The sequence below is a fragment of the Bradyrhizobium sp. STM 3809 genome (assembly GCF_000239795.1).
Classification (GTDB): domain Bacteria; phylum Pseudomonadota; class Alphaproteobacteria; order Rhizobiales; family Xanthobacteraceae; genus Bradyrhizobium.
Genome location: NZ_CAFJ01000080.1, coordinates 1 through 26,769, shown reverse-complemented (window position 1 = coordinate 26,769; position 26,769 = coordinate 1). Strand labels below are relative to the sequence as shown.

At 65.5% G+C, this 26,769-nt stretch carries 31 protein-coding genes and 1 pseudogene; 13 read left to right on the top strand and 19 right to left on the bottom strand.

Annotated elements, in window-relative coordinates:
• Window positions 1-476 precede the first annotated feature (476 nt).
• The 6 genes from BRAS3809_RS03950 to BRAS3809_RS03925 all read left to right on the top strand — a co-directional run bounded on the left by BRAS3809_RS03950 (window position 477) and on the right by BRAS3809_RS03925 (window position 5,758).
• Complete coding sequence (locus BRAS3809_RS03950; protein WP_008960813.1) at window positions 477-1,145, top strand: Crp/Fnr family transcriptional regulator; 669 nt, start codon at window positions 477-479, stop codon at window positions 1,143-1,145.
• An 89-nt stretch (window positions 1,146-1,234) separates the two neighbouring features.
• Window positions 1,235-1,438, top strand: a complete 204-nt coding sequence (locus tag BRAS3809_RS03945) for a YgaP family membrane protein (RefSeq protein WP_008960812.1) — start codon at window positions 1,235-1,237, stop codon at window positions 1,436-1,438.
• 68 nt (window positions 1,439-1,506) lie between these two features.
• Window positions 1,507-2,394 (top strand): MBL fold metallo-hydrolase, encoded by an 888-nt coding sequence (locus tag BRAS3809_RS03940; RefSeq protein WP_008960811.1) that lies wholly within the window; start codon window positions 1,507-1,509, stop codon window positions 2,392-2,394.
• Between the two features lie 92 nt (window positions 2,395-2,486).
• Complete coding sequence (locus BRAS3809_RS03935; RefSeq protein WP_008960810.1) at window positions 2,487-2,855, top strand: hypothetical protein; 369 nt, start codon at window positions 2,487-2,489, stop codon at window positions 2,853-2,855.
• Window positions 2,856-3,020: 165 nt separating this feature from the next.
• Window positions 3,021-5,123, top strand: a complete 2,103-nt coding sequence (locus tag BRAS3809_RS03930; RefSeq protein WP_008960809.1) for a protein-disulfide reductase DsbD family protein — start codon at window positions 3,021-3,023, stop codon at window positions 5,121-5,123.
• A complete protein-coding gene (locus BRAS3809_RS03925) occupies window positions 5,123-5,758 on the top strand; it encodes a DsbA family protein (protein ID WP_008960808.1) in 636 nt (211 codons plus the stop codon). The genes BRAS3809_RS03930 and BRAS3809_RS03925 overlap by 1 nt, the downstream gene beginning before the upstream one ends.
• A 55-nt stretch (window positions 5,759-5,813) precedes the next feature.
• On the opposite strand, the gene BRAS3809_RS37575 is transcribed toward BRAS3809_RS03925, so the two are convergent.
• From BRAS3809_RS37575 to BRAS3809_RS03850, 14 genes are all read right to left on the bottom strand, one after another.
• Window positions 5,814-6,725 carry a YeeE/YedE thiosulfate transporter family protein gene (locus BRAS3809_RS37575; protein WP_283805750.1) on the bottom strand — a complete coding sequence of 304 codons (912 nt, stop codon included), beginning with the start codon at window positions 6,723-6,725 and terminating at the stop codon, window positions 5,814-5,816.
• 50 nt (window positions 6,726-6,775) lie between these two features.
• On the bottom strand, window positions 6,776-7,318 hold the full coding sequence (locus tag BRAS3809_RS03910) for a YeeE/YedE thiosulfate transporter family protein (protein ID WP_008960806.1): 543 nt from the start codon (window positions 7,316-7,318) through the stop codon (window positions 6,776-6,778).
• Between the two features lie 94 nt (window positions 7,319-7,412).
• Window positions 7,413-8,513 (bottom strand): YeeE/YedE family protein, encoded by a 1,101-nt coding sequence (locus BRAS3809_RS03905; RefSeq protein WP_008960805.1) that lies wholly within the window; start codon window positions 8,511-8,513, stop codon window positions 7,413-7,415.
• Between the two features lie 67 nt (window positions 8,514-8,580).
• Window positions 8,581-9,021: a DsrE family protein gene (locus BRAS3809_RS03900; protein ID WP_035655226.1), complete on the bottom strand. Its 441-nt coding sequence runs from the start codon at window positions 9,019-9,021 to the stop codon at window positions 8,581-8,583.
• A gap of 8 nt (window positions 9,022-9,029) precedes the next feature.
• Complete coding sequence (locus BRAS3809_RS03895; protein WP_008960803.1) at window positions 9,030-9,932, bottom strand: alpha/beta hydrolase; 903 nt, start codon at window positions 9,930-9,932, stop codon at window positions 9,030-9,032.
• Between the two features lie 11 nt (window positions 9,933-9,943).
• Window positions 9,944-10,378, bottom strand: a complete 435-nt coding sequence (locus BRAS3809_RS03890; RefSeq protein ID WP_008960802.1) for a DsrE family protein — start codon at window positions 10,376-10,378, stop codon at window positions 9,944-9,946.
• 26 nt (window positions 10,379-10,404) lie between these two features.
• Complete coding sequence (locus BRAS3809_RS03885) at window positions 10,405-11,184, bottom strand: c-type cytochrome (protein WP_035655225.1); 780 nt, start codon at window positions 11,182-11,184, stop codon at window positions 10,405-10,407.
• Window positions 11,123-12,406: a sulfite dehydrogenase gene (gene soxC / locus BRAS3809_RS03880; RefSeq protein ID WP_008960800.1), complete on the bottom strand. Its 1,284-nt coding sequence runs from the start codon at window positions 12,404-12,406 to the stop codon at window positions 11,123-11,125. Before soxC ends, BRAS3809_RS03885 begins: the two co-directional genes overlap by 62 nt.
• Before the next feature lie 5 nt (window positions 12,407-12,411).
• A complete protein-coding gene (gene soxB / locus BRAS3809_RS03875) occupies window positions 12,412-14,091 on the bottom strand; it encodes a thiosulfohydrolase SoxB (protein ID WP_035655224.1) in 1,680 nt (559 codons plus the stop codon).
• Between the two features lie 23 nt (window positions 14,092-14,114).
• A complete protein-coding gene (gene soxA / locus BRAS3809_RS03870) occupies window positions 14,115-14,939 on the bottom strand; it encodes a sulfur oxidation c-type cytochrome SoxA (RefSeq protein WP_008960798.1) in 825 nt (274 codons plus the stop codon).
• Between the two features lie 33 nt (window positions 14,940-14,972).
• Window positions 14,973-15,299, bottom strand: coding sequence for a thiosulfate oxidation carrier complex protein SoxZ (gene soxZ, locus BRAS3809_RS03865; RefSeq protein WP_008960797.1), 327 nt, complete (start codon window positions 15,297-15,299; stop codon window positions 14,973-14,975).
• Between the two features lie 18 nt (window positions 15,300-15,317).
• Window positions 15,318-15,770 carry a thiosulfate oxidation carrier protein SoxY gene (gene soxY / locus BRAS3809_RS03860; protein WP_008960796.1) on the bottom strand — a complete coding sequence of 151 codons (453 nt, stop codon included), beginning with the start codon at window positions 15,768-15,770 and terminating at the stop codon, window positions 15,318-15,320.
• Between the two features lie 20 nt (window positions 15,771-15,790).
• Window positions 15,791-16,234: a sulfur oxidation c-type cytochrome SoxX gene (gene soxX / locus BRAS3809_RS03855; RefSeq protein ID WP_035655223.1), complete on the bottom strand. Its 444-nt coding sequence runs from the start codon at window positions 16,232-16,234 to the stop codon at window positions 15,791-15,793.
• A 125-nt stretch (window positions 16,235-16,359) separates the two neighbouring features.
• Entirely contained in the window at window positions 16,360-16,935 is a 576-nt protein-coding gene (locus BRAS3809_RS03850) for a SoxW family protein (protein WP_008960794.1), read from the bottom strand.
• A 95-nt stretch (window positions 16,936-17,030) separates the two neighbouring features.
• Between BRAS3809_RS03850 and BRAS3809_RS03845 the strand changes: the two genes are divergently transcribed.
• A complete protein-coding gene (locus BRAS3809_RS03845; protein ID WP_008960793.1) occupies window positions 17,031-17,747 on the top strand; it encodes a hypothetical protein in 717 nt (238 codons plus the stop codon).
• On the opposite strand, the gene BRAS3809_RS03840 is transcribed toward BRAS3809_RS03845, so the two are convergent.
• Window positions 17,748-18,482, bottom strand: coding sequence for a cytochrome c biogenesis CcdA family protein (locus BRAS3809_RS03840; protein WP_008960792.1), 735 nt, complete (start codon window positions 18,480-18,482; stop codon window positions 17,748-17,750).
• A 119-nt stretch (window positions 18,483-18,601) separates the two neighbouring features.
• On the opposite strand from BRAS3809_RS03840, the gene BRAS3809_RS03835 reads away from it, so the two are divergent.
• The 3 genes from BRAS3809_RS03835 (at window position 18,602) to BRAS3809_RS03825 (ending at window position 20,594) form a co-directional block, all read left to right on the top strand.
• Window positions 18,602-18,991, top strand: coding sequence for a thioredoxin domain-containing protein (locus BRAS3809_RS03835; RefSeq protein WP_008960791.1), 390 nt, complete (start codon window positions 18,602-18,604; stop codon window positions 18,989-18,991).
• Between the two features lie 24 nt (window positions 18,992-19,015).
• Entirely contained in the window at window positions 19,016-19,366 is a 351-nt protein-coding gene (locus BRAS3809_RS03830; RefSeq protein ID WP_008960790.1) for an ArsR/SmtB family transcription factor, read from the top strand.
• 142 nt (window positions 19,367-19,508) lie between these two features.
• The gene (locus BRAS3809_RS03825) at window positions 19,509-20,594 is read left to right on the top strand and encodes a YeeE/YedE family protein (protein ID WP_035655221.1); all 1,086 of its coding nucleotides are present in this window, start codon (window positions 19,509-19,511) and stop codon (window positions 20,592-20,594) included.
• A gap of 503 nt (window positions 20,595-21,097) precedes the next feature.
• Here BRAS3809_RS03825 and BRAS3809_RS03820 read toward each other — a convergent pair.
• From BRAS3809_RS03820 to BRAS3809_RS03805, 4 genes are all read right to left on the bottom strand, one after another.
• A complete protein-coding gene (locus tag BRAS3809_RS03820; protein ID WP_035655219.1) occupies window positions 21,098-22,075 on the bottom strand; it encodes a HEAT repeat domain-containing protein in 978 nt (325 codons plus the stop codon).
• Window positions 22,076-22,077: 2 nt separating this feature from the next.
• The gene (locus BRAS3809_RS03815; RefSeq protein WP_008960787.1) at window positions 22,078-22,311 is read right to left on the bottom strand and encodes a 4Fe-4S dicluster domain-containing protein; all 234 of its coding nucleotides are present in this window, start codon (window positions 22,309-22,311) and stop codon (window positions 22,078-22,080) included.
• A 22-nt stretch (window positions 22,312-22,333) separates the two neighbouring features.
• Complete coding sequence (locus BRAS3809_RS03810) at window positions 22,334-24,076, bottom strand: fumarate reductase/succinate dehydrogenase flavoprotein subunit (protein ID WP_008960786.1); 1,743 nt, start codon at window positions 24,074-24,076, stop codon at window positions 22,334-22,336.
• A gap of 112 nt (window positions 24,077-24,188) precedes the next feature.
• Window positions 24,189-24,962: a ferredoxin--NADP reductase gene (locus tag BRAS3809_RS03805; protein ID WP_035655227.1), complete on the bottom strand. Its 774-nt coding sequence runs from the start codon at window positions 24,960-24,962 to the stop codon at window positions 24,189-24,191.
• Window positions 24,963-25,216: 254 nt separating this feature from the next.
• Here BRAS3809_RS03805 and BRAS3809_RS03800 point away from each other — a divergent pair, with 254 nt between their 5' ends.
• The 3 genes and pseudogenes from BRAS3809_RS03800 to BRAS3809_RS03790 form a co-directional block, all read left to right on the top strand.
• Window positions 25,217-25,507 carry a gamma-butyrobetaine hydroxylase-like domain-containing protein gene (locus BRAS3809_RS03800; protein WP_008960784.1) on the top strand — a complete coding sequence of 97 codons (291 nt, stop codon included), beginning with the start codon at window positions 25,217-25,219 and terminating at the stop codon, window positions 25,505-25,507.
• A 75-nt stretch (window positions 25,508-25,582) separates the two neighbouring features.
• The gene (locus BRAS3809_RS03795) at window positions 25,583-26,368 is read left to right on the top strand and encodes a Crp/Fnr family transcriptional regulator (protein ID WP_008960783.1); all 786 of its coding nucleotides are present in this window, start codon (window positions 25,583-25,585) and stop codon (window positions 26,366-26,368) included.
• A 163-nt stretch (window positions 26,369-26,531) separates the two neighbouring features.
• Window positions 26,532-26,769: pseudogene (locus BRAS3809_RS03790) on the top strand (ABC transporter substrate-binding protein); the annotation flags it as partial.

Below are 26,769 nucleotides of genomic sequence, written 5' to 3'. Positions count from 1 at the left end.
GCGAGGGCGAAACGACCGCCATGACCCGGACGCCATCGCGCCGCGGGACCATCGTCTCGCGCCTCGGCCACACGGGTCACGCCGGAACGGACCGGCAACAGATCTGGATTTGCGGGAGAGACGGTGGTGCGCTCGGAGCGGCGGAGAAGACATGCCTGTGATCAGCAAGTTGATCGAGTGGAATCCATTTTGAGGCGCTTTGCAGGGCCGTCGTGCCTTTCAGCCGAGAACTGGTCCTGCTGCTCCACCAAGCGGCGTCGACATCCAGAGCTGCGAAACAACAGGCGGGATCAGGTTCGCGCCGCTTCGATTCCCATGGTGACAGGATCTGCGCCAGATCTTGCGTGGCGTTCCTGTATCGGCTGCGACCAAGCGCAAAGCGATGAAAAGTCGCGCTGGCCTGGGCACGTCCCTCGACCCGCTCGCAATCCTGTGGCAGAGCGGATGCAGCCGGTCTGCCACCGTCGGGTGTCGTGATGTCGTCGAATCGAGATTGGACGGACGCTTTCCCGCCGCTGCGGCAGCTGCCGGCGGAGATTTTTTCTCAGCTGCGTGAGGCGAGCCTCATTGTCGAGCTTCCCGAAGGCAGCCGTATCTTCGGGCCCGGCCAGGCGCCGGAATCGTTCCTGCTGCTGCTGGACGGCACCATTCGCGTGCAGCAGACGTCGGAGTCCGGGCGCGAGATCGTGCTGTACCGCGTCCAGGCCGGGGAGAGCTGCGCGCTCACCACCGCCTGCCTGATGGGCTATGAGGAATACCAGGCCGAGGGCATCGCCGAGACGCCGATCCGCGCCGTGGCGATTCCACGTGCGCTGTTCGACCGGCTGATCGCCACCTCGCGCGACTTTCGCCAGTTCGTGTTCACCGCCTTCAGCCGCCGGGTCACGAACCTGTTTCGCGTCATCGAGGAGGTGGCGTTCGAACGGATCGACGTCCGGCTGGCGCAGAAACTGCTGGAGCTTGCCGGCGCGAAACAGCAGGTGGTCGCCACCCACCAGGATCTGGCCAACGAGCTCGGCAGCGCCCGCGAGGTGATCAGCCGCCAGCTCAACGAATTCGCCAGGCGCGGCTGGTTGCGAGTGGCTCGCGGAGTGGTCGAGATCACCGACAGGCCGGCGCTCGCGCGGCTGGCCCAGCACGGCTAGAAATTCGACTGTCTCGGTGACTTAGTTACAGACCCTCGTCCGCCTGCCGCTTACGTTTGCTCCATCGCAACGCCAGAGGGGAGCGTCACATGACACGGAATGTTGGCAAGATCGACCGGCTGCTCAGGATCATCGTCGGACTGGCCGTTCTCAGTCTGATGTTCGTCGGCCCGCAGACGATGTGGGGCCTGCTCGGCCTGATCCCGCTCGGCACCGCGCTGATCGGCTGGTGTCCGCCCTACGCCTTGCTCGGCATCAACACCTGCGGAACGAAGTCGAGCCCGACGTCTTAGACCCGCAGGATGACAGAGGGCACGGGGGCGGCGATGCCGCCCCGGAGCTTCATCGTGGAGCAGCAGCCATGTCCTATCCGATCGATCTCCGCGTGCGGCCCAAGGTGGCCGGCTTCTTCGATCCGGACACCAGCACGATCAGCTATGTGGTGAAGGATCCGTCATCGCCGTCCTGTGCGATCATCGATCCCGTCCTCGACATCGACTATGCGGCCGGCCGGATCGGCACCCGGTCGGCGGACACGCTGATCGACTACATCAGGATGAACAATCTGCGGCCGGAATGGCTGATCGAGACGCATGCGCATGCCGATCATCTTTCGGCAGCGCCCTACATCCAGGACAGGCTCGGCGGCAAGATCGGCATCGGCGAGCACATCCTCATTGTGCAGGAAACGTTCGGGAAGGTCTTCAACGAAGGCACCGAGTTTCGCCGCGACGGCAGCCAGTTCGACCGGCTGTTCAAGGACGGCGACACCTATCAGGTCGGGCAGATGACCGCCTTCGTGATGCACACGCCCGGCCACACGCCGGCCTGCGCGACGCATGTGATGGGCGATGCGGCGTTCGTCGGCGACACGCTGTTCATGCCCGACGGCGGCACCGCTCGCGCGGATTTCCCCGGCGGCGACGCGCGGACGCTGTTCCGGTCGATCCGCAGGATCCTCGAGACGCTGCCGCGCGAGACCCGGCTGTTCATGTGCCACGACTACGGTCCTGACGGACGTGAGGTGCGCTGGGAGACCACCGTCGGCGACGAGCGCCTCCACAACATCCACGCCCGCGACGGCATGACGGAGGACGCGTTCGTCACCCTGCGCGAGGCCCGCGACAAGACGCTGGGCATGCCGCGGCTGATCATTCCTTCGCTGCAGGTGAACATCCGCGCTGGACATTTTCCTCCCGCCGACGAAAGTGGAAAGACCTTTCTGAAAGTGCCCATCAACGCGCTGTGACCTCGGTTGCGCGATCGCGGCGTCACGAAGATGTCAGTTGCCAAACAAGAGCGGTCCGCGCGACCTGTTTGCGCCGGAGAAGAAGGCCAAAGATGAGGCGATCAGGTTTCAAGGTGCCCGTGCTGACTCGTCGCCTCGTGGCGGCGCTGGTCGCGGTCGCCATGAGCCTGGTTCCGCTGCTCGGCACGCTCGATGCTGCAACGGCCGACGGCGTCCATGCGCAGCAATGGTCGTCGACGACGACATCCGCGCCGAAGCCGTGCAGGAAGGCCGTGCTCCCCGGGACCATCAACCTCTGTCCCTTCGCCGCAGCGGGCCTCACCGCGCTCCCCGCGGATGACGGCGCGACGGCGCAGCCGCTGCCCGCCTCCCGGACGCTGTCGTGGCATCCCCGGCATGACGCGCTGACGACGCAATGCCACGCGTCCTCCCCCTACCGTCCTCCCTGTCGCCGCTCCTGATCATCGTTTCGCGCGCGGCGTAACGCTGCGGCTGGAGCGAACGAAATTCCATCATCGATCGCGCATCGAACGGATCGAGCAACGCGGCCTCGTCTTTGGCCGCCTTGTGTCGAACCGCGCGGCACGACCGCTGGCGACATGCGCCGACGGCGCAGGGAGATCATCATGTCCATCCGCCATCTTCGCTGGCTCGGCCTCCTGCTGGGCGCGCTTCTTGCTGCGACGACGGCCGCGAGCGCCGGCGCGTCGCGGCCTCAACCGAACCTCGCCACGCGCCTCGTGGTCGGCGACGTCGCTCGCGCGGACGGCGGTGTGACGACGGCCTGGGCGGGCCTCGACGTCGGGCTCGACGCCGGCTGGCATACGTATTGGCGCTCCGCGGGCGACGCCGGCGCGCCACCGGAGTTCGACTGGACCGGGTCCGCCAATGTCGCTGATGTCACGGTCGAATGGCCGGCGCCACGCCGCTTCAGCGAGCAGGACATCGACACGTTCGGCTATGAGGAGCACGTCCTGCTTCCGTTGCGGGTGCGCTTTCAGGATCAAGCTGCGCCCGCGCATCTCAAGCTGAAGGCAGTGCTGTTCGTCTGCTCGATCATCTGCACCCAGCAGGAGACGCAGCTCGAAGCCGACATCCCGGCAATGTCGCATCAGCTGAACGAACAGGCCCTGATCGAGCGATGGCGGCAGAGCGTGCCGCGCGAGACCGCGCCCGGCCTCTCCGTCACCGCGCTACGCATCGAGCGCCAGCCCAAACCGGAGCTGCGTCTCGAGGCCCGGGCCACGCCACCGCTGCGCGCACCCGACGTCTTCGTCGACGGCAATGAGGCGGTGTCCGGCGGTCGTGCTCAAGTCAGCAACAGCTCAGGTGGCGCCGTCACGATCCATGTGCCGTTGCGAGGCCTCGATCAGGCCGCCGCCGGACAAATGCTACGCGTCACGCTGGTCGATGGCGACCGCGCGATCGAAGCCACGCTGCCCGTGGACGCTGATGCTGTCGCCGCCAAGTCAGCACCGGCAAGGCCGAAGGCCGCTGCGGCATCGATCTGGAGCATCCTCGGCGTGGCGCTGCTCGGCGGCTTCATCCTCAACTTTATGCCCTGCGTGTTTCCGGTGCTGTCGCTGAAGCTCGTTTCCCTGGTCGATCACAATCCCGCCCACGCGCCATCACGGCGTCCGGCCTTCCTGGCGACGGCCGCGGGGATCATCGCGTCCTTCGTGGCTCTCGCCGTGGTCCTCTCCGGCCTCAAAGCCGCGGGCGCGGATGTCGGCTGGGGGCTGCAGTTTCAGCAACCGGCTTTCCTCGTCGCAATGATCGTCGTGCTCGCCGCCTTCGGCGCCAACCTGCTCGGCCTGTTCGAGATCCGCCTACCCTGGTCAATCGCCGGCCGCATCGGCGGCGCCACAGGCCGCAACACGATGGCGGGTCACGCCGTCAACGGCTTTGTCATGACGCTGCTCGCGACGCCCTGCTCGGCGCCGTTCGTCGGCACCGCCGTCACGTTCGCGCTGTCACAGGCGGCGCCGCAGATCCTGCTAGTGTTCACCGCCCTCGGGCTCGGCATGGCCGCCCCCTATCTCGGCCTTGCGGCGGCGCCGTGCCTGGCCGCGCTGTTTCCTCGGCCGGGGCGCTGGATGCTGACGCTACGCGCCATTGCGGCCCTCGCGATGATCGCCACGGCATCGTGGCTGCTACGGGTGCTCGCGGACATCAGCGGCGTTGCGACCGCGGCCGTGCTCGCCGTCGTCCTGCTGGTGCTCGCGCTGATCCTGACGATGCTGCGCTTTCCGGCGCGGCGAACGGCTGCCGGTGCGGGCGTCATCGTCGCGATCGGGCTTATGCTGATCGCCGCCACCGTGATCAGTCCGCCGGACAGCCCTGGACAATCGGGCGAAATCGCCTGGCGGCCGCTGGTGCCGACAGACGTCGCGGCCCAGGTCCGCGCCGGCCATACCGTGTTCGTCGACATCGGCGCCAGCTGGTGCGTGACCTGCAAGGTCAATAAGAAGCTCGTGATCGACAGCACCGCCGTGCGCAGCCGTCTCACGTCTGACGTCGTTGCCGTCAGGGCGGACTGGACCTCGCACGACGATAGGATCGCGGCCTACCTGCAATCCTTCGGCCGCTACGGCCTGCCCTTCAACGTCGTGTTCGGCCCCGGCGCGCCCGCCGGCATCGTGCTGCCCGAATTGCTCACACGGCAGATCGTGCTCGACGCCATCGACACCGCATCGACCATCCCGCCAAAGGAGACCGACAAGACATGATGACCAGGAAGACCTTTGCCGCATCGCTCGCGACGCTGATGCTGCTCAGCGCTGCCATGCTGCCGCTCCAGGCCTGCGCCGAGGATGACGACGGCGACATTCTGAGCGAGGCGCGCATTCTGCGCGATCCCGCCATTCCAGTCCTCGGCAACGCCGACGGCGACATCACGATCGTCGAGTATTTCGACTACCAATGTCCGTATTGCCGCAAGATCAGCCCGGAGCTCGCGAAGGTGGTGCGCGACGACGGTCACGTCCGCCTGATCTTCAAGGACTGGCCGATCTTCGGCGGCCCATCGATCTACGCAGCCCGCATGACGCTTGCGGCGAAGTACCAGGACAAGTTCGCCGAAGCCCACGAGGCGCTGATCTCGCTCAAGGACAAGCTCTCCGAGGCGAACGCCGACGCAGCGCTCTCTGCGGCGGGGATCGACCTCGCGCACGCCAAGGCCGATCTCGCCGCCAAAGACAGCGAGATCGATGCCATCCTCGCCCGTAACCACGAGCAGGCCATGGGCCTGGGCTTCCAAGGCACCCCGGCCTTCATCATCGGCCGCTTCCGCGTGCCCGGAGCGCCCAACGCCCAGGCGTTCAAGCAAGCCATCGCCGACGCGCGAAAGGCGGCGCGGAAGTGACGGCCGTCGTCAAGCACGCTGCTGGCGTGATGTTCAACAGATCCGGACCGACCGCCTAGGCGACCGGACCGCCCTGTGCGCGCCAGCGGCTCATGCCGCCGGCGTAGTGGCGGATGTTCTGCCGCCCCGCCGCCATCGCTCGCCGCAATGCCGTGGCCGAACGGCCGCCGGCCTGGCAGATCAGGACCACCGGCTTGTCGTGCACGAGGCTGTCCGGATCGAAACGCGACAGCGGATGGTTGATCGCACCCGGAATATGGCCGCCCTTGAACTCGTGCGGCTCACGGACGTCGACGATGACGCAGCTGCGCTGTTGATGCGCCGTGACCAGCTCGTCATGCTCGATGGCCGGCACGCTGGTCGATCCCGTCAGCTTGTTGAACAATCCTGCCAGCATGGGATGAACCTTTCGACTGTTGATGATGGGCAGACCGGGCAGAGCGGCCTGACCTTGCGCGCGCCTCGCCTTGGCCTCCGAAGCCTCGACCCAGAAGAAGAACGCGCCGGCGCCGATCGCGAGCGCGGCGAACCAGACACCATCCGGCACGCCGGTGATATCGGGCAGCCGCACCTTGCCGAGCGCCCAGACATTGAGGATGTGAGCCTTCACCCAGTCAAAGCTGAGCGCATACAGGATGGCGCCGACGATCATGCCGAAGGCTCCGACCGCCGCGTGGACGCTGCCACTGGCGATGGCGCCGAGAGCGGTGCCTGGGCAGTAGCCGTAGACCACCATGCCGATGCCGAACAAGGCCGCGCCGAGGGCGACCGCCAGCATGTTGGCATCCTTGACGTAGTATTTGGTGTTGCCGGTGTCGACCAGCAGCAGCACGCCGATGCCGCCGACCACGATCGCGGTGCCCATCACCTTCAGGACGGTGAAATCGCGCAGCCGGAACTGGTTCTCGATCACGTTGCAGCTTGTGACCTTGCCCTGCTGCAGCAGATAGCCGAACACGGCGCCCATCAGGATCGGGCCGGCGATGCTCATCAAAGATGTCATGACCTCTCTCCCTCTCAAACCTTGCGGAACATCAGGCGCGACACGACAAGGCCGGTCGCGAACATCACCGCCAGGAACAGCCAGCTCGACAGCGCCAATTGCAGCCCGCCGGAAATACCGTGTCCGCTGGTGCAGCCTCCGGCCAGCCGCGCGCCATACATGATGACGATGCCGCCGACAAAGGCGGCGACGAAGCGCTTGAACACCGAGGGACCGAAGCGCTGCTTCCAGACCTCTGGCACCAGCTCGAGGCGCCACGTTCCCGAGATGACCGCAGACAGGAATGCGCCGAGGGGGATGCCGACCAGGAACCAAACGCCGTAGTCCCATTTCAGCGGCATCGACTTCCAATAGCTGTTGGCGGCGACGACGTCGGATCCGACCACCGGCGCGGCAAACAGCGAGGCCACGCGGGAAAACGCCGTCGTCACGCCGAGCGGATCGCCGAACCCGGCAAAGGCCACCCAGCTGAGGACGCCGATACCGGCCCCGACCAGATAAGGCGACCAATCGATCCGTGTGGACTTCCTTGCATCTCCGACTGCGACGTCGGTCATGATCGTCATGACGCCTGTCCTCCCTGCTGGCGCGCGGCGCACACCGCACTGATGCCGCGCATTATATACGTACATTCGCACGTGTGAATATAAATCATGATGGCGTCGCCGCGCTCGGCATCACCTCGCCTTGCACCTGTTTGGCACCAAGCAGCCAGCGGTCGACGACGAAATCGGTCACTGCTGCGCCGATCCACATGCCGCCGAGCACGATCCAGGCGGTCAGCGCGAATACCGACGCTCCAGTCACGCCGGCGCCAACGGCGCAGCCTCCGGCCAGCATCGCGCCGAACCCCATGAGGACGGCGCCGATCAGATAGCGCCGCATGCCACGCCCGTCGGAGAAGCCTTCGAGATTAAGCTCGCGGGCTAGCGCCGCGGCAGTGAACGAGCCGAGGAAGACGCCTGGGATGATGCCGAGGTCGAAGCCCGGCTTCAACCGCGGGCTGGTCAGCACCTGCATCAGGAGCTCGGCGGACGGGCCGCTGAAGGTCAAACTCTTGAGCGGCACCGGCGCGAACGAGGCCTGGCCGAGCTGATAGGTCAGCAGCCAGCCCGCGGCGACTGCCGCGCCCGCGGCCACGGCCGCACCTAAGACCTTCGCGCCGACTTGAAACTTCGACACTGCAGCGAGGCCGGCCACGAACCACAGCATGCCGAAGCCGAGCTTCTCCGGCGTGCCGCCGCCGAACAGGCTCATGATGTCGCGCGACGGTCCGCCGTCGACGAGCCAGAGATTGGTGAGCCACTCGCGCGCCGGCGCGAGCAGGCCATGATAGGCGGATTGCGCGGTCACCGCAAAAATCAGGCCCGACAGCAGTGCTCGCAGATTGCCGTTGGCCGAGAGCACGAGGAGCCGGCTGGCACAGCCGCGCGCCAGGATCATGCCGCAGCCGAACAGGGTGCCGCCGATCATCGCGCCGGAGATACTTCCCTGCTGCGCCAGCTGGCGCGCTTCGGAGACGTCGAGCAGACCCATCGCCACCAGCGCCTGGGTGCCGAGCAACGCCGAGGCGAAAGTGAGGAGCCACACCGCCAGACGCGGCCCGCCCTGCCCGCGCGCGAACTCGATCGTCGCCGCCCGCAAGCAGAAGCGGCTGCGCTGGGCGAAGAAGCCGAACGCGCCGCCGACCGCAAGCCCGCACAGCAGCGACACCAGCTCCTCACCCAACAGGTCGATCAATGCGGTGAGCACGGGCGCTCTCGTCGTTCTGTCTGCCGCTCAACGCGCCGGGCGGCATCGGCTGAGACATACGCGCCCGTCACGGGCGCAGATAGGCATATCCGCTCTGTTGCAGCTCGGTGAGGCGCACCACCCCGCCCTTCTCCGCCACCGCGAAGCCGGGCAAGAGATCGTCGAGCTTTACTCCCTGCGCCTTCATCGTGTTGGCACAGGCATCGAAGCCGACACCGGCTTTCATGAGACGCTCCGCCAGCGTCGCAATGGTCTGGTCGGCCGAGATCGCGTGGAAGGCCCGCAAGCCCGGACCGTGGATCACCAGCCGGATGTCGGCGCGACCGGGCCCTCCGGTGCCGTCGACATGGTTCTGGATGTTGCCGAGCACGAACATCGCGCGATCCTGGTCGGCGAGATGATAGGCGACGCGCTGGCGCGGAGACTCCGTCGCGGCGCGGGCGCCGCCGACACCCAAAAGTCCGAACAGGCTGGCAAGCCCGGCTTGCATCAAGGATCGTCGTTCCATGGTCACTCCTAACGCGCGGCTGCAATGAATCCTGCGATGTGATCAGCGGCATCCTCGGCGGCGAGATCGCGAAAGAAGTGATCGGCGTCGTCGATCGTCTCCAAAAGGACACGGCTGGCGGCGCGAGCGGCGAGCGGCGCGAACGACGCGGCCACGTCCGGCACGGTGTTGTCTTGCGCGGCCGCCAGCACCAGAATTGGGACACTGACGTCCGCGATCAGTGCCGCCGTGTCCTGGCGCCGGTCGGCGCGATAGAACGCGGCGAAGGCGCGCGCGGTCACCTTGGCATTGCGGCAATAGATGAAGCCCGGCACCGACATCCAGTCGCCGCCCCGCCCTGTAGATACAGCGGCTTCGGCCTTGTCGAGCACCGGCGCCAACGGCTGTCCGTAACTCTCCGCGTAGGCTGCCTTGAGGCTGGTCTCGATACCTGCCGTCGCCGGCGCCAGCAGGATCGCGCCCTCGATGGCCGCTTTCGGGTTGGCGACCAGATAGCGCGCGAGCTGATTGGCGCCACGGGAATGCCCGAGCACGAAGATCCGCGACGCGGTCTTGCGCGCCTCGGCGAGCCAGGCGGCGATCTCCTCGATCGCATCATCCGGCGCGTAGTCATGCGGCTGGGCACAGTCGTACATGCCGGTGCGGCGGTCGAGCCCGAGCACGAGGTTGTGCGCCAGCGAGGCGATGCCGCGCTCGGCCAGCGCCTTGGACAAGCCCTGGATCGTCTCCATGTCCTTGTGCGCCAGCGTGCCGTGCGTCATCAGAACCAGAGGCATATCCGGCCTCGATTGAGCCGGCAGCCTGAGCGTGGCGAGCGCCGTGCGGCCACCGATCAGGAGTTCACGCGGCTCCTCAGCGGCCAGCGTGACCGACGCAACGAGACAGACGACGAGAGCGAGCCACCACCGCATCGCAAATTCCTTCACGGACGCACGATCGTCCAGTTCTTCTCCGACAGCTCCAGCAGGGTCGCGACGCCGGTCTTGACGACGGTGACGCCGTCGAGCAGAGGCGGCTGCCGGCCCTCCTTGCTCGCGAGCGTCTCCAAGGTGTTGCCGCAGGCGATGAAGCTCACATTGGGCATCGACTTGGCGAAGCCGAGCACGCGCTCCTTCACCGGCGAGCGGTCGGCCAGCAGCATGTCGAGCCCGCCGTTGAACGCGACCACCACGATCTCGACCTCGTCGCCCTCGCCCGAATAGTGCCGGGACACATTGGCGGCGACGTCGAGCACCGCGCGCATCTTGGCCGGATCCTCATCGCTGATCTGCAGCGCGAGCCGGTGCGGCTCCGCTGCCGCGGCAATGGAAACGGCCCCGCTTGCGGCAAGCGTGACGGATGCGGCCGCCAGCAGCATCTGGCGGCGGCTGCATCCGGCCATCGTCACTCGACGCCTCGCGGCTTGCCGTCCTTGTCCTCGGGCGTGACATCGACGGCGGTTGCCCGTCCGGTGATCTTCACCGGCGCGATGCAGTTCTTCATGCAAGGATCCTTCTGCCAGAACGCTTTCTCGCTGGTCGCCCGGTCGTCCATAATGAAGCCGCCCTCGTTCGGCATCCTGATGGTGGCGAGATTCTTGTCGGTCAGCTCGAAGTTCTGATCGGTGATGACATCGTTCAGATAGAGCACATAGGCGACCAGGGCGTAGTATTCGTCGACCTTCAGCGACTGCGGGCTGCCGAACGGCATCGCGTGGCGGACATAGTCGAACAAGGTCGAGGCGTAGGGCCAGTACGAGCCGACCGTCTTGACCGGATTGTCCGAGGTCAGCGAGCCCTTGCCGCCGGCCAGCACCGGCCAGCGGCCAGCGCCCTCGCCGAACTCGCCATGGCAGCTGGCGCAATTGTCCATGAACAGCTTCTCGCCCTGGGCGACGCTGCCCTTGCCGATCGGCAGGCCCTGACCGTCCGGCCGCACGTCGATATCCCAGCCGCGGATCTCCTTGACCGTCGGCGCGCGGCCGATGTTGAAGCGCTGCGGCGCATTGGCTTCCGTCTTCGCCTCGGTCTTGGCCTCGGTCTTGGCCGCGATTTTCTCCTGCGGACCACCGGCGAGCGCAACCGAGCCCGCGAAGGTGGCTAACGCGACTGCAATAATCAGCTTAGGCGACCTCGACATTCTCGACCTCACCGTTTGCCTGCACATGCCAGGTCTGGATGCCATTGTTGTGATAGATGGAGTTGTAGCCGCGCACCTTGCGCAGCTCAGCCTTGGACGGCTGGACGTAGCCGGTCTCGTCCTGCACTCGGGACTGCAGCAGCAGTGGCTCGCCGTTCCAGTCGAACTCGTAGTAGAAGCGGGTCAGCGCCTTGTCGAGCACAGGGCCATCGATCCGCGCCGGCCACCAATTGCGGCCGCCGTCGAGCGACACATCCACGCGCTTGACCTTGCCGTTGCCGGACCACGCCAGGCCCGAGACGATCGTAAAGCCCTTGCCGTGCTTGATCGGCGCCTGCGGGCTCGGGCTCGTGATCACGGACTTTGCGTCCATCGACCAGGTGAAACGGCGCGCCTTGCCGTTCGGCAGCAGGTCCGTGTACTTCGACGTCTCCTCGCGGGTGTGCCAGGGCTGATCGCCGACCTCGATGCGGCGCAGCCACTTGACCCAGAGATTGCCCTGCCATCCCGGCACGACCAGGCGCATCGGATAGCCCTGTTCGGGATACAGCGCCTCGCCGTTCATCTTGTAGGCGATGATGCAGTCGTCGAGCGCCTTCTCGATCGGCAGGCTGCGATCCATCGACGCGGAGTCGGCGCCCTCGACCAGCAGCCACTTGCCGCTCGGCTTGACGCCGGTCTCCTCCAGCAGCGTGCGCAGCGAGACGCCGGTGTACTGCACGCAGTGGATCATGCCATGGGTGAACTGGCAGCCGTTGAGCTGGGCGCCGCGCCACTCCATTCCGGAATTGGCCGCGCATTCCATGAAATGGATGCGGTTGACGCGCGGGTAGCGCTTGAGCTCGTCGAGCGACAGCAGCAGCGGCCGCTCGACCAGGCCATGGATCATCAGCCGGTGATCGGCCGGATCGACCTCGGCGACGCCGCCGTGGTGACGCTCGAAGCACAGTCCGTTCGGCGTGATGATGCCTTCCAGCTCATGCAGCGGCGTGAAGCTGACGGAGGATTCGCGCGACGCCGTCAGCCATTCGACGTCGCGGCGGATGACGTCCTTCTCGAATTTCGACGGCTTGCCGTAGGGGCGAACCGCGACGCCCTCGCCGAGCGTGCGGGTCCATTCCGGCACGTTCGGCGGCTGATTGGCAGGATTGCCGGCGCCGGCACGCGCTTGCGACGCCAGCGCCGTGGCCGCGAGGCCGCCTGCCGCGGTCAGGAAGCCGCGCCGCGACGCGCGTGGGGCTGAGGAAAGCGATTTGTCCTTGGACATCGTCGTCACACTCCGGAGACTTTGACGGCCCGGTTGGGCTCGAGACGCACGGTTTTCTGGCGCTGCAGATAGCTCGACACGACCTCCCAGATCGGCGGTCCCTGCGTACCCTCATTGACGCTGGCCCAGCCCGCGACCTGATATTCGCGCGCCGGATCGATCGCCGCGCCGGTCTTGATCAGGCGCATGTCGGAGATGCGCTGCCCCTGCGGCTTGTTGACATCGATCGCATAGGACATGCCGCCGATGCGGACCATGTCGCCGCCCTGCTGGTAGTAAGGGTCGACGTTGAACAGATTGTCGGCGACATCCTCGATGATCTCCTTGAGACGCGTGCCGGTCATGCCCATGCGATACACTGCGGGATAGGTGATGGCGGTGGCGTTGGTGACGTCCTCGAAGGTGATGTCCTGGCCCGGCATCACGCTGGTGCCCCAGCGGAAGCCCGGCGACAGAGCGATCTCGGCATCGCGCTCCTGCAGCAGCGCCTGGCAGATCAGGTCGTCGAACGTGCCGTTGAAATTGCCGCGGCGGTACAGCAGCGTCTCGGTCCGCCCGAGCGCACGCGCGAGATCCGCGGCGAACGGTTTGCGCACCTCGGCGATCTTGGCAGCCATCGCTGGATCGGGCTTGATCACGTCGGAGAACAGCGGGATCAGCTTGTAGCGATAGCCTTTCACCTCGCCGTCTCTGACGTCGAGATCGAGCCGTGAGACGAACTTGCCCGAGGAGCCCGACGCGATCAGCAAGGTCTTGCCGACCTTGACCGCTTCAGGCAGCGCATCATGGGTGTGACCGGTGAGGATGACGTCGAGGCCCTTGACCCGGCTGGCCAGCTTGCGGTCGACGTCGAAGCCGTTGTGCGACAGCAGCACCACGAGGCCGGCGCCGTCCTTGCGCGCCTTGTCGACCTGGGTCTGAACATCCTCCTCGCGAACGCCGAACGACCAGTTCGGAATCATCCAGCGCGGATTGGCGACCGGCGTATACGGGAAGGCCTGGCCGAGCACCGCGATCTTGACCCCGCCACGCTCGATCATCGTCGAAGCCTCGAACGCCGGCTCGTTCCACTCGGTGTCGCGGATGTTGAGGCCGAGGAACGGAAAGCCGAGCGCGTCCACCGCCTGCTTGACGCGCTCGGTGCCGTAAGTGAACTCCCAATGCCCGGTCATCGCATCCGGCTTCAGCAGCGCCATGCAGTCGATCATGTCCTGGCCGCTGGTCTTCAACGACGACCATGATCCCTGCCACGTATCACCGCCATCGAGCAGGACCACCTTGTCGCCGCGCTCGGCGCGGATCGCCTTGATGACAGTCGCGGCGCGGTCGAGCCCCCCGATGCGCCCATAGGTCTTGGCCAGCGCCTCGAAATCCTCCGAGGTCAGCGCATAGGCCGCCGACGAGCCCGGCGCGATGCCGAAGCGGGTGAGGAAGTCCTTGCCGGTGATATGCGGCGGCTGGCCCTTGGCGTCGCCGACGCCGAGATTGGTCGACGGCTCGCGGAAATACAGCGGCATCAGCTGGCCGTGGATGTCGGTGACATGCACCAGCGTGACATTGCCGACCGGCTCGAAGGCCAGAAGCTCCTTCTCGGTCAGCTTTTGTTGGGCAAAGGCCCGGGACGTGCCGCCCGTCAAGGCAGCCGCCGCCAATGCGACCTGAACGAATTCGCGACGCGATATCATGATGTCTATCCTTGTGTCCGCCGCTAGTTGCGGACCGACGGTGTCTCGACAGGCAGGCCGATGCCGCGCCAGGCGACGTAGATCTCGAGCGCGAGGAACTCGTCCGACAGCGGCTTATAGGGCACGCCGCGAACGTCGAACATGCAGCCCTCGAAGCGCTCGTGCAGCGGGACCAGGCGCTGATCACGCAGCCGGTAGGTCGGAAAGCCGTTCGTCTGACCCTGGCTGAGGAAATCGGCTCGCATGAACTTGCCGTTGTTCTTCTCATGGCAGGAAGCGCAGGCGAGATCGAGTTGGCCGACCCTGGTGTAGTAGATCTCCTTGCCCCTCTCGAACCAGGGCGACATCGGACCGTCGGTCTTCACCGCCACCGGCATGCCGCGCGATTGGAAGCGGACGAAGGTCGTCATGTCCGTCAACTCCTTGGACTTGAACGGCCAGGGCTGCGCCTTCATGTGCTCACTGCGGCAGATGTTGATCTGCTGCTCGAGATTGACCGGCTTGTTGAGCTTCTCGCTCCATTTGGGCATGGCAGCACCAACGCCCTTCATGGTCGTCTCGGCCTCGCCATGGCAGCTCATGCACGACTTGCCTTCGCTGCCGTCAACCGTCTTCCACATGTCGGCGGCCCGCTCCACCGCGAGGAAGCCCGGGTTCTCCAGGTCGTCGTCCTGGAGAGCGCGCGTTTCCTTGGTGCGGAATTGGTAGCCCGAGATGATGGTCTTGAAGACGTGGCCGGGAGGCGCCGGAATGCCCATCCGTTCCGCCTCCTGGCCGAACACCGCGATGGCCGAGAGGGTCAGCGCGGCCGTGGCCAGGACAGCAAGAGAACCGTAGCGAATGGACATCCGTCACTTCCCGTAGCGATCACACGATGCCGGTCAGGCCTTCAACGCGATCTTTTCCTCGGCCGTCACCACCGAGCCGTCGTCATCCGTCCAGGCGAACCTGAACGTGCCTTCCTCGTCGATCCGGGCGTCGAACTGGATGTAAGGGTTGGCCGAGATGGCCGGCTCCAGCGCACAGGAGAACACCGGCTTGCTGTTGAACTCGCAGCTGAACTTGTTGATGATCTTGCGTGGGATCGGCTTGCCCTGCGCGTCCTTGCGCTGGCCCGACTCCATCAGATGCGAGACCAGCGTCTTGATCTGGATGATCTCGCCCTTCTTCGCTTCCTTCGGAAGCTTGATCCGCGGCTTGTCTGCCATGTCTTTCTCTCCCCTGTCTCAGCCGCCGCAGCCGCCGATGGTGACCTTGACCGTCTTGCGCTCGGTGAACAGCGAGCCGTCGCTCATCTTGGCTACCGCGATCACGTTCTGGGTCTGAGCTAAGCGGATGCGGATGGACGCCTCGGCCTTGCCGGACATCGGCGTGAACATCAGCGTCGCGACGCCGGCGTTGGGATTGCCATCGGCCACGAACAGCACTTCCTTGACGTAGTTTTCGGCCGTCATCGGGCTTTCGACCGTGAGCGCGAGCGGCACAGTGTTTCCGTTCTCGGCGATCTCAGGCAGATCGAACGTGATCTTGCCCTTCGTGGCTTCCTTGCCGCCGGTGAACTTCTTGATCAGCTCGGCCGCATCGTTGCTCGGTTCGGCGTTGGCGGCCATCGGCAGCACCGTCAACGCGACGAAACCGCCGCCGAGAAGGAACGCCTGTCGTCTGTTGATTGCGCCCATGCATCATCCTCCAGAGGCGGTTATTTCAATGTTTCGAGATAGGCTACGACGTCCTCGACCTGCGCGGCGGTGAGAACCGGCTTGCCGACAAACTCGGGACGCACGCGATTGAGGCCGTCGTTCTTGTAGAAAGCGGGCATCACCGTGTCGGTGAAGATCCGCTTGGGATCGGCAACGATCAGGCGCAACTGCGCCGCGTTGTAGCGGGTCGCGACGCCGTCGAGCGACGGACCGAACTCGCCGTGAAACTCCTCGGACTTCAACGCCGAGACCTGATGACAGGCGAGACAATTGCCGAGCGTCCGCGTCAAAAAAACGTTCTTGCCGGCATCGGCATTGCCGGGCGCGCCCGTCAGGGATTTTGGAATTGCATAGTCGACGACGTCAAGCCTGATCGGCTCGTCACCTCGCGCTGTTGCCGAGAACAACGCGCAGAACAAGGCGGCCGGAATCAAACGGCGCATGTTTCCACCCTGACCGACGAGGCTTCCCCTCGCCTGCTGATGCGACGAGCTTACGGCCCTTCATATTCATAGATTATGATTTGATAATATGATGAGTGTCAACCGAATTCGATGCGGCGGCGCACTCAACCTTTGGAGGCGGCGAGATAGTCGCGGAACGTGCCGCGCTCATACGCCCTTTCGCGCACGAAACGAAACATCGCGAGGAAGTGCGGCGGCTTCAGATAGCCCGGCGCGCGCGCGACCTCGCGCGCGAGCGGCTCCTTACCGGCGACGCCGTCCGCTGAGGGCGGAAAGAACTGGAAAGTCGGCGTGAACCTGATGGCGTAGCGCTCGGCGAGCTCCTTCTCGGTGAGCTCCTCGCCGTCGAAGTCGGTCACTTTGCGGGCGCCTAGCAGATTGAGCTGCATCACCTCGAAGTTTGCCCGGATGTAGTCGGCGATGGCAGCATCGGCGAAGTTCACCAGATGCGTCTCTCGGCAATACGGACAGCCGCGCAGCTCCCACATGATCGCGAGCCGCTTGCCTTCCGATGCCGCGCTGTCGAGATCTTCGCGGAGATCGAGGAAGCTGTTGAGGAACCACGACTGATGATACAGCCCATCGTCGCCGAGCACCGCGTCCGCTCGCGCCAGCGTCGGCAAAGCGCCGAGCACGGTCGCGGCAGACAGCCCGGCAATCAGGCCGCGCCGCGTCATCATTGAATTCGAGGTCATGAGCCTGCTCGCGCGCTTTGCCAAATCGGCTGAAGTTCGCTACACCATATTCGAATAATAGAATGTGAAAAGGACATTCGATGCTGCGCCGCGCCATCATTCTGTCCCTTGTGCTGTCGTGTCTCGCCCCGAGCGTCCATCCGCAGGCCGCAGAGAACGCGGACATCACCGCGCTGATCCCGGCGGCGATGGCCAGCCTGCGCACCGCTGCGAGCTATGCGCGCACCGGCAATATCGGCCTTGCGCAGATCGAACTCGACGATGCCCGTCGGGCCTGGGCAAAGCTCGGCGGACTGACCGCGCGCGCGGCGGCCCCCTATCCGGGCACATCGCTTGCGGAGCTGATCGCCAGCGGCAACGATCGCCTCAGCAAAGCCGACGAAGCGCTGACCGCCGGTGATGGCGCCCGTGCCGCGGCGGACATCGCCGCGCTGCGCCGGTCGATCCACGCCATGAGACGCGATGCCGGCGTGATGGAGCTCAGCGACTGCGTGTTCGAGCTCGCCCCGGCCATGAACGGGCTGCGCGACGTCGCGGCGCGGTTCGCCTCGACCAAGGCTGGGCCTGGCGAGGTCGTCGAGGCGGGTGCCGCGTTGCGTATGCAATTGCAGCGCTGCAACAGCCTCGCTGCATCCGACATCGCAAGCCAGGCCGAATTCCGCCGCCTGATCGACGGTGCCACCGCGAGCGCCCAGGAGATCGGCCGCGCCGCGCGCGAGGGCGATGCCGGCCTTGTGCATCGCTACGAGATCGAGCTGCAATCCTTCGTCAACCTGCTCGACTTCGGCTATGGCTGATCAGCCGATCGTGGCGAGCGAGGGAAAGCGCTCGAAGATCCATTGCGACATCTCCGGAATGACACCGGCGAGAAAGGCGGCTCCGGTAAGGACGAGAAAGCCGCCCATCGTCTTCTCGACCAGAGGCAGATGCGGCTTGATCCCCTTCAGCATCGTCATGAACTGTCCGGTGAAGGCGGCCGCGATCAGAAACGGGATGCCCGTTCCAAGCGAATAAGCCGCGAGCAGCAGCGCGCCCTTCCCCACTGTGGCTTCCGCGCCGGCCATCATCAGCACGGCCGCGAGCACCGGCCCCGCGCAGGGCGTCCAGCCGAACGCGAAGGCGAGCCCCATCACGAAAGCGCCGAGCAGGCCGGCGGGCTTGCGGCCGACATCGATCGTCGCGCTGCGGTACAGCAGGGGTATCCTGAGCACCCCGAGAAAATGCAGCCCCATGGCGACGATGACGAGCCCGGCGACGATGCCGAGCTGGCCGAGATGACCAGCGATGAAGCGCCCGAAGACGGAAGCTGTCGCCCCCAGGCCGACGAACACCAGCGAGAATCCGGCGACGAAGCACAGCGCCGTCAGCACCGTCCGCCGCCGCTGAACCACGCCGCCCTCGGTGATGGTATCGGCTGCCGAGACGCCGGCCATGTAGCACAGGAACGGCGGGACCAGCGGCAGAATGCAGGGGGACAGGAACGACAGGAGGCCGGCGGCAAGGGCTGCGCCGAGCGTAACGTCGAGATCCATCTGTCCTCCCCGCGCCCAGTGCTGCGGACCCGCCTGCACGGCAGGATTCGGAATTCACGCACTGGTACATATTCGAATTTAATGATAACTCGGAAGGCGTGTCCAGAGAGGATGGCGGCATGTCCGGTCAATTCACGCTTCGCAGGCTCGCAACGCTGGCCCCGGCGGCGATTGCTCTGCTGTGCCTGTCCTCGCCGCTGCTCGCCTCCGAGCTCGTGATGTTCGAGCGCCCCGGCTGCGGCTGGTGCGCCCGGTTCAATGCCGAGATCGCCCCGATTTACGCCAAGACCGACGAAGGGCGGGCCCTTCCCCTGCGGCGGGTCGACCTCACCCAGAAGCTGCCGGCGGATCTCGCCGGCATCGACCCCGGCGCCTTCACGCCGACCTTCGTGGTGCTCGACCAGGGCCACGAGATCGGCCGGATCCGCGGCTATCCGGGCGACGCGTTCTTCTTTGGGCTGCTCGGCCGCATCATCAATGCTACAAGCGGGACGCCGGGCCGCTCCTGACGAACAATCGAGGATCCCAAATTCATGCCGCTGCCGAAGTTGAAGGACATCGAAACCTCCGCCGAGCTCGAGCAGATGATCGAGAAGGCGCGCGAGGCCAGCGAGATGCTGAAGGCGCTGTCCCACGAGTCCCGGCTGCTGCTGTTGTGCATCCTGTCCGAGGGCGAAAAATCCGTCACCGAACTCGAGCAGTTCCTGGGCGAGCGGCAATCGACGGTGTCGCAGCAGCTCGCCCGGCTCAGGCTCGACCGGCTGGTCACGACGCGGCGCGACGGCAAGACGATCTATTACAGTCTTGCCAGCGAGGACGTGCGCAAGATCCTGACCGCGATCTATGACGTCTTCTGCGAGCCGGTCCGCAAGCGCCGCCGCTGACCCATCTTTCTGCGCTGCGATATCCTCAGACGCGCACGCAACGAACAAACGCGAACGCCGGCAGCGGCCTTCGCAAGAGGTCTGGCTTCGCTGTCAATCCTGGCGCACAATCGCCTGGACGAGAACAAGGACATCGGGAGGAATGCTCAGTCCGTCAGCAATGACGTTCCTGTGCGGGCTGCTGGCGGGCGCCGTGCTCGGTGTCGCCGGCCGTGCGGGTCGCTTCTGCACGCTCGCGATGCTCGAGGATGCTTTCTTCGGCGCCGATACGCGGCGGCTCAAATCATTCGCCCTGGCCGCGGCGGTCGCGCTGGTTGCGACGCAATTGCTTGCCAGCTTCGGACTCGTCGATCTCTCCCGCTCGATCTACCTGACCGCCTCCATTCCGCTCGGCGGCGCCATCCTCGGCGGCCTGCTGTTCGGGATTGGCATGGCGCTGGTCGGCACCTGCGGCTTTGGGACCCTGGTCCGCATCGGCGGCGGTGACCTACGCGCGATCGTCGTCTTTCTCGTGCTCGGCGTCTCGGCGCTGGCGGCGATGCGTGGCCTCACTGGATTCGTGCGCGTCGGTTTGATCGAGCCACTGTCGGTACATCTGCCGGAGGCGATCAACCAGGGCATGGACACGCTGATGTCCGCAGCCATCGGCTCCTACGCGCGGCCTGTCATCGTCTCGCTCGTCGCGGTGGCGCTTGCGGCGTGGGCCCTGGCTGATGGCCAGCTGGTGAGATCACCACGTCTGCTGCTGTCAGGTCTCGCCGTCGGCGGCGCGGTCGCCTTCGGCTGGTTTGCAACCGGCTGGCTCGGCCATGATGATTTCGACCCCGAGCGGGTGGCCTCCCTCACCTTCGTCGCTCCGCTCGGCAACACCGTGCTCTACATCGCCACGCTCTCCGGCAGCCACGCCGACTTCGCGATCGGCTCGGTCGCCGGCGTCATCCTTGGCTCGTTCGTGGCAGCCATGTTCTCGCGCGTCTTCCGCTGGGAGGCCTGCGACGATGCCCGCGAGCTGAAGCGCCACATGATCGGCGCGCTGCTGATGGGCACCGGCGGCATCATGTCCATGGGCTGCACCATCGGCCAGGGCCTGTCCGCCTTCTCGACATTGGCGCTGTCCGCACCACTGACGATGCTCGCGATCAGCTGCGGCGCGCGGCTTGGGTTGGAGTACACAATGACCGGCGAATGGCGACCGGCCGTGCGGAATCTGCTGCGCATGCAGTGGTGAAGGCTGGGATTGAGTTGGTCTGGAGATGGAGCTTCCGCGACCATTCCTTGCCGTATCATATTCAATAGCTCCGGCGTCCTGGTTGACCTACGGTCGCCAAGACGAAATGGCTCGCCCCGAGTGAGCGCCAGCAGCCAGCAACAATGCCACGGCCATAGGTCGAAGACGCAGACGACCGACAGGATGAGAATCCGGACCAGCTCTTCCAGCTTTGTCGCCGGTATGAAGACAAGTTCGGCAAGATATCGTGCTGGAACGTGGTCGGGGCGTGGTCGCTCGCGGCGCGATTCCGTGTCGTCTGACCTGCTCTCACACCAGATAACGGCGCCCATGAGCGGGAAGCGAGCTGGAAGGCGAGCTGGACGGCAAGATAAAACGACCTCTCCGCATCGTAGATCCGGCAGTCGTAAGCGCTTGTTCTGACTATCAGCGCCTTGGCACCCAAGAAGATCCTTGTTGCTTTTTCAAAGTCAAATAGCGAGGTAGCCACCCAAACCGCCACTCTACGAGCCCGCCCTCGCCTTGTGCGCGGCGATCTGCTGCAGCGCCCATCTTGCATTCTTGCGCACGTCGGGATCGAGATCATCGGCGACCAGAGCGAGGAACGGCTCGCCGTCGGGAGCCGCGATCTCGCCGAGTGCAGCCGCCGCCTCTTTGCGCAGATTGGCTTGCTCGTGGGTGATGCAATGGCCGATCGGCCGTACCGCGTGCAACACCTTCATACGCCCGAGACTGCGTATCGCCTTCAGACGCACCTGCCAGAATTCATCCGCCAGACAGGCCACCAATGCATCAGCTGCGACGGCGCCGTTGACGTTGAGTCCGAGTGTCTCCGCCGCCATCTCGCGCACCATCCAATCGGAGTCCTTGAGCGCCCTAGTGATGGTCTCCGCGGCGATCTTCATATGAGAAAAGGCCAGCGCGCTAACGGCAGCGCGACGGACATGCGCATCGGAATCGCCGATCAGCGCGGTCAGCGCCGGGATCGACTCCTCGAGCTTGAGGAAGCCGATCACGCCGATCGCCTGCACCCGCACCGCTGCGTCGCCGTCCTGCAGCGCCTCCAGCGCCGGCTTCAGCGTGTCCTTGCGCCGCAGCTCCTTGAGCGCGCGCAGCGCCCCCATGCGCACGAAGGCATGGCCGTGCTTGACCAGCGGCAGGATGGCATCCGCCGATGCCGGATCCTTGAACTCGGCGAGGCTGTCGGCGGCCGCCGAGGCCACGATGCGCTCCGGATCGACCAGCAGCGCCACCAGCGCGGCCGCCGCCTCCGGCCCGTCGAACTCGCCGAGCGCCATCGCGACCTGCTGGCGCACCCCGGCATCGGGATCGGTGACCATGCGCGCGAGATGGGCAACCGCCGCCGGATCGCCGGAATGGCCGAGCGCGATGATCGCGACCCGCCGCTCCGCCGGATCGGCAGCCTGCAGCCGCTCGTCGGCATCGTCGAGATCGTCGTAGGATTCGAACGGGCTCGACATGATCACCTCAGGAGATAGGGGATGTTGACGGTGACGGCGCCGGTCGGGCAGTCCGCCTCGCAGGGCATGCAGTACCAGCACTCGTCATAGGCCATGTAGGCCTTGCCGGTCAGGTCGCTGATCCGGAGCACGTCGAGAGGGCAGACGTCGACGCAGACCGTGCAGCCCTTGTCGGCAATGCACTTGGCGTCGTCGACGACGACGGGTACCGACGTCTGATAGGTCGCGAGAGGCATGTCTGTTTCTCCTTGTTGTCGGTCAGGCGCTGGCGCGGATGCGCTGCTTGTCGTAGAGGTCCTTCTCGTCGTCGGCGATCGGGACGACATAGGGCTGCACCGCGCGCTTTTCGCTGGTCATGCGGCCGTCCCGCTTGCTGAGCAGCGTGTGGCAGAACCAGTTCTCGTCGTCCTTCTCCGGGAAGTCGGTGCGCCAGTGATAGAGGCCCCAGCGGCTCTCCTCGCGATACAGCGAGGCATGGGCCGCCATGTCGGCGCAGTCCATGATCGACTGCACTTCGAGCGCACGCAACAGCTCGTGGGCGTTGCGCGCGATCATGCGCTCCTGCATGTCCTCGCGCACCTCGGCGAGCCGGCGCATGCCGAGCTCGTATTTCCGCGTCACCTTCGGCGGCTGCAGATAGTCGTTGACCAGCCGGCGCGTCTTGTACTCGATCTGGTTCGGCGGGATGCCGTCTTCGCGCTTCGTCGGCGCCAGCACACGCTCCCGCTCCAGCGCGATCTCGGCGGCGTCGATCTCGCCGAAATCGTGGTTGTCGGCGAACTCCATCGCGTCGAGCCCGGCGAACGAGCCGTTGGTGAAGGCGCCCAGCATGTAGTTGTGCGGCACGCTCGCCATGTCGCCGGCGGCATAGAGCCCGGGGACGGTGGTGCGGGCATTGTCGTCGACGAACACGCCCGATGCGCTGTGGCCCGAACAGAATCCGATCTCGGAGATGTGCATCTCGATCGACTCCCTACGATAGTCGACGCCGCGTCCCTGCTGGAACAGTCCGCGGGTCGGCCGCTCGACCTTGTGCAGGGTCTGCTCGATCTCCTCGATCGTCTTGTCGTGCAGATGCTTGAGCTGCAGGAAAACCGGTCCCTTGCCGGACAGAAGCTCGTTGTAGAACTCCAGCATCATCTGGCCGGACCAGTAGTCGCATTCGATGAAGCGACGGTCCTCGTTGTTGGCGGTATACGCGCCGAAGGGTCCGGCGACATAGGCGCAGGCCGGGCCGTTATAGTCCTTGATCAGCGGGTTGATCTGGAAGCACTCGAGATTGGCGAGCGCGGCGCCGGCATGATAGGCCATCGCATAGCCGTCGCCGGAGTTCGCTGCGTTCTCGTAGGTGCCGAACATGTAGCCCGAGGTCGGCAGGCCGAGCCGGCCGGCGGCGCCCATGCACAGGATCACGGCCTTGGCCTTGATCACCAGGAGCTCGGCGGTGCGGGTGTTGACGCTGATCGCACCGGCGATGCGGCCGTCGCTCGACGTCAGGAGCCGCGTCGCCATGTAGCGGTTGGAGATCAGGATGCGGGCGCGGCGCAGCTGGCGATACAGCGCCTTCTTGACGGTCTCGCCATTGGGCATCGGCAGCACATAGGTTCCGATATGGTGGACCTTCTTGACGGCATAGTCGCCGTTCTCGTTCTTGAGGAACCTGATGCCGAAGCTGTCGAGCTCCTCGATGATCGAGTAGCAGCTCTGAGCGTATTTATACACCGCCTTCTGATCGACGATGCCGTCATTGGCGATCGTGATCTCCTTGGTATATTGCTCCGGCGTCGCGTAGCCCGGGATGACGGCGTTGTTCAGGCCGTCCATGCCCATCGAGATCGCGCCGGATCGCTTGACGTTCGCCTTCTCCAGCAGAACGACGTTGGCCTTGGGATTCTTCATCTTGGCCTTGAGGGCCGCCATCGGGCCGGCGGTGCCGCCGCCGATCACCAGCACGTCGCAGGACACCTCCGAAAGTCCGTCGACGATCTCATCCATTGCCATTCTATGCTCCTGCTTGGCCGGCTGGGCGCCGGTTCGGGTCAGACTTGTTCAGCTCGGTGTCCGGCGATAGCAATTAGTTGTCGCCGGACCACGATTTCCCTCCCCCCGGAGGTCAGCGCTCGACAAAGGCCTTCTCGACGACGAAATGGCCGGGCGTGCTGTGGTTGCCTTCGGTGAAGCCGCGCTGCTCGAGCAGGGCCTGGAGCTCGGCGAGCATGGCCGGGCTGCCGCACAGCATCACCCGGTCGGTGTCGCGGTCGAGATCCGGTCCGCCGATGTCGGCGAACATCTGCCCGGTGGCGATCAGGTCGGTGATGCGGCCGCGGTTGCGGAACGGCTCGCGGGTGACGGTGGGGTAATACAGCAGCTTGTCGCGCACCAGCGGCCCGAACAGCTCGTGATCCCGCAGTTTGTCGACGAGCTGCTCGCCATAGGCGAGCTCGGAGACCTGGCGGCAGCCATGCGCCAGCACGATGCTCTCATAGCTGTCGTAGATGTCGGGATCCTTGATCAGGCTGGCGAACGGCGCGAGGCCGGTGCCGGTCGACAACAGCAATAGCCGCCTGCCGGGAATGAGATTGCCGGCGATCAGCGTGCCGGTCGCCTTGCGTCCGACCAGGATCTGGTCGCCCTGCCTGATCTGCTGCAGCCGCGAGGTCAGCGGCCCGTCGGCGACCTTGATGCTGAAGAACTCCAGCTCCTCCTCATGGTTGGCGCTCGCCATGCTGTAGGCCCGCACCAGCGGCCTGCCGTCGACCTCGAGGCCGATCATGGCGAATTGTCCGTTCTGGAACCGGAAGCCGGGATCGCGGGTGGCGGTGAAGCTGAACAGCGAATCGGTCCAGTGCCGGACCGACAGCACCGTCGCGGTCTGAAAGGCGCTCATCATCATCTCCTGGCGGCGCGCGAACGCGCCCTGCATCGTCGATGAGGACGATGTCGCGGAAACGATCGGGTTCGGCAATTTCGAACGCGCGCCGCCGGTGGATTAGTTGCAAACTTTGTCGCGCGGATCGCAAGCGCCGGGCCCGGCCGCCCTGCTCCGACGGCTTTCGGTCGATCCAGGCAATTAGTTGCTGGCCCAGTCCGAGCCGCTGCCGCTAGTCTGCATCGGGCGTCTCGTCACAACCAGGAGGTCCCATGATCGCTGCCGACATCGCCGACGGCGAGATCAGCGCCGATCTCTCGTCATTGCTGCTGCGAACCACGGATGGGGCGAGCGTCGTGGTCTCCGCGGAACGGCTGCGGCTGTCCTGCCGCTGCGCGCATTGCCAGCGCGCCCGCTTCGACGGCCGGTTTCCGGCACGATTCCCCGGCATCGGCATCATCGGCGTCGGCAATCTCGGCTACGGCTTCAACATCGCCTTCTCCGACGGCCACAATCGCGGCATCTTCCCGGCATCTTACCTGCGGGAACTCGCCGGCGTCTGAGCTGGCGCCTGCTGCGGCTGGGTGGCACGAACATTGCTCCGCTTTCGGTCAGGTTGATCAATGCGGAGGCAGACCATGTTGCTGCAGGCGGCCAAATCGGCTGCGGATGGCGTTCCGTCCTCTCTGACATCAGCGCGTGCGGTCACGACGTCGTCGCTGCTGCTCACCGAGAGCCAGCAGTCGATCGGGGGGCCGCCATCGCTGATCGAGCGGCTCAGCCTGCGGGAGCGCGAGCTCGTGCTCAAGCAGGGCCGCCGCAAGGTGCTCAATCGCGGCCAGACGCTGTTCAGCCAGGGCGCCAGGCATGACGGCATCTTCCTGATCGAGAGCGGCCGCATCCGCGTGTTCTACACCTCGCCGCAGGGCCGCGAGATCACCCTCGCCTACTGGTATGCCGGCAATTTCGTCGGCGGCCCGGAAGTGTTCGACACCGGCGTACATCAGTGGTCCGGCGTCGCGGCCAGCAATGCCAGCGTGGTCCAGCTTCCTGGCAGGGAGCTGCGATCGCTGGTCGCCGAGATTCCCAATCTCGCGGTCGGCCTGATCGAGGGACTGAGCTTCAAGGGCAAATGCTATTCGGCGCTGGCGCAGATGCTGGGGACGCGCTCGATCACCCAGCGTCTCGCCCATCTGCTGCTGCATCTCGTCGATCTCTACGGTGTCGACGATCCCGAGGGCAAGGTGATCGCGGCCGCCTTCACCCACGCCGACATCGCCCACATGGTCGGCGCGACCCGGCAATGGGTGACGATCAGCCTGAAGCGGATGCAGGAGAAGCATATCGTTGTGACCCGCCGCTCGCAGATCGTCGTCTGCCGTCCCGACATCCTTGAGGAGATGCGCGGCCAGGCGGCCGATTGACTGGCCTGCTCATGCAAGCGGCTGTCATGAGCAAAATTGCACAAGGAGTACGCAACCGGATTTTGACGGCAACTAATCCACCTGTGCCTGAAGTCCGTATTTGCGCTCGCGGACGCGGCAACCATCATGGCGCCATCAGCCATCCAACCGAACGGGGATGAGAATGGTCCGCCGCACGCAAGCGCTCTTATTGTCCGTCACCTGTCTGTCCTGGATCGCGGCGCAGCCAGCCGCGGCAGAAACCGTCACCATCGGGATCGGGACCCAGGACACCACCACCAACACCGTGACCGCCGGCACCGTGGTGCGGCAGCTTCACCTGCTCGAGAAATACCTGCCCAAGGACGGCAAATACGCCAATATCAAGTTCGAGCTCGAGTGGCAGAACTTCACCTCCGGCC